This is a genomic window from Syntrophorhabdaceae bacterium (assembly GCA_036504895.1).
Lineage (GTDB): Bacteria > Desulfobacterota > Syntrophorhabdia > Syntrophorhabdales > Syntrophorhabdaceae > PNOM01.
This window is the reverse complement of record DASXUJ010000002.1, coordinates 1-1,803: the sequence shown is the minus strand read 5'-3', so window position 1 is coordinate 1,803 and position 1,803 is coordinate 1. Positions and strand designations below refer to the sequence as shown.

The following is a 1,803-nucleotide window of genomic DNA, read 5'->3' as shown; positions in this document are numbered from 1 at the left end:
CCCTGCGTCCTGTTTTCCCCGTTATCATCATGCTGTACCTGGCACTCTCCCTTGCAGGGTGCGCTACGACTGCCGCTCTCCCTCCCGAGGCGCTTCCAATGCATACGCTGAGCGAATTCTCCGACGATGAGCGGATTGCCGATATTGACGACCCCTGGGAAAGGTTTAACCGAAGGATGTACACCTTCAACTACTACTTCGACAAGTACTTCTTCCTTCCCGTGGTGAGCGGCTATGAGTTTGTCACCCCTGCCTTCGTCCAGACCGGGGTTTCAAACTTCTTCGGCAATGTCGGGGAGTTCCGTACGCTCTACAACAGCCTCCTCCAGCTAAAGGGCGTAAAGGCCCTTTCGACGTTTGCCCGCTTCGCGACTAACAGCACGATCGGTATCGGCGGCCTCTTCGACCCGGCCACCCACTTCGGCCTCAAAAAGGAAAGCGAGGATTTTGGCCTTACCCTTGAATACTGGGGCGTTAATACAGGGCCATATCTGGTCGTGCCGGTGGTTGGTCCCAATACCCTTCGCAGCGCGGGCGGGTTCGCCGTGGACGCCGCAGTCCGCTATGCGATTCTCGGTACTACCAAGCCCTTCGAGAATGTGGAGAACGGAAACGTCAACCAGATGGCGATATCGGCCCTGGAAGCCGTCGATATACGGCACAGGGAGACATTCCGGTACTACGAGAGCGGCTATCCTTTCGAATACTACATGGTCCGTTTCCTTTACCTCAAAAGGAGCGAGCTGCCTCTTCCGGACCTGAAGGAAACGGCTAAAAAGGTTAATGAATAAAAAGCATGATGAAAGCTTCCGGTTTTCTTTTCCTGTGACGGGCCCCGGTCTTCACGCAATCTGACCATGCGGCCCGTGACCTTCTTGCGGGTTTTTTGCATTGAAAGATAACATGTCGAAGCAGCGGGCTTTCGCAATAAATTGACTCACCCTGGTTTTCTGCGTACAATACAACGGATAAGGAGAGAAGATACCAGATAAAACAAAAATACTCGTTATCGATGACGACCCCGAACTTCTGCTCCTGACCGTTGCGGTCCTCAATCGGGCGGGGTACGAAGTGTACGGGGCCTCTGCGGGAAAGGAAGGTCTTGCCAAAGCCCGCGCCCATCGGCCCGACATAATCCTCCTCGACGTGGTACTCCCCGATATATCCGGCACCGAACTATGCAGGCAGATCAAGGAAGACGGGGACCTCAGGGATATTTTTGTAATTCTCACCTCAGGCGTCAGGACTTCATCGGAACATCAAACGGATGGTCTCAATAGGGGAGCAGACGGTTTCATAACGAGACCCGTTTCCAACAGGGAGCTCCTTGCGAGGGTCCAGTCTATGGTGCGGATCAGGCGAGCGGAGGAAGGGCTTCGGACTTCTGAGGTTCGTTACCGGAGACTTTTCGAAACGGCCCAGGCCGGGATCATGATCCTCAATGGAGAGACGGGAGAGATAGATGATGTGAACCCGTTCCTCTCCGATATGCTGGGCTATAGCTATAAAGAATTGAGGGGAAAAAGGCTCGGGGAACTAGGCGCTTTCAACGCCGGCGAGGCAAGCAAGGCTGTCCTTGCCGACCTGCAGCACAAAGGGTCTGTCCGTTATGAAGATTTAACGCTTATCGTAAAAGACGGGCGGGAGATCGAGGTGGAATTTGTCAGTACCGAATACATGGTAAGCCGCCATAAGGTGATCCAGTGCAATATCCACGACATCACCACCAGAAGATTGGCCGAGAAAGAACTCCGGAGAAGTCAGAAGCTTTTCCACACCGTCGCGCGGGCTTCTCCCGTGGGA

Annotated in this window: 2 protein-coding genes; both read left to right on the top strand. The window is 54.1% G+C overall.

Features of this window, described 5'->3' with window-relative positions; all coding sequences use genetic code 11:
- The coding region (locus tag VGJ94_00250) for a VacJ family lipoprotein (GenBank protein ID HEY3275022.1) at positions 1–791 on the top strand (791 nt) is incomplete at its 5' end.
- A gap of 190 nt (positions 792–981) precedes the next feature.
- On the top strand, positions 982–1,803 hold an 822-nt coding region (locus tag VGJ94_00245; protein HEY3275021.1), incomplete at its 3' end, for a response regulator.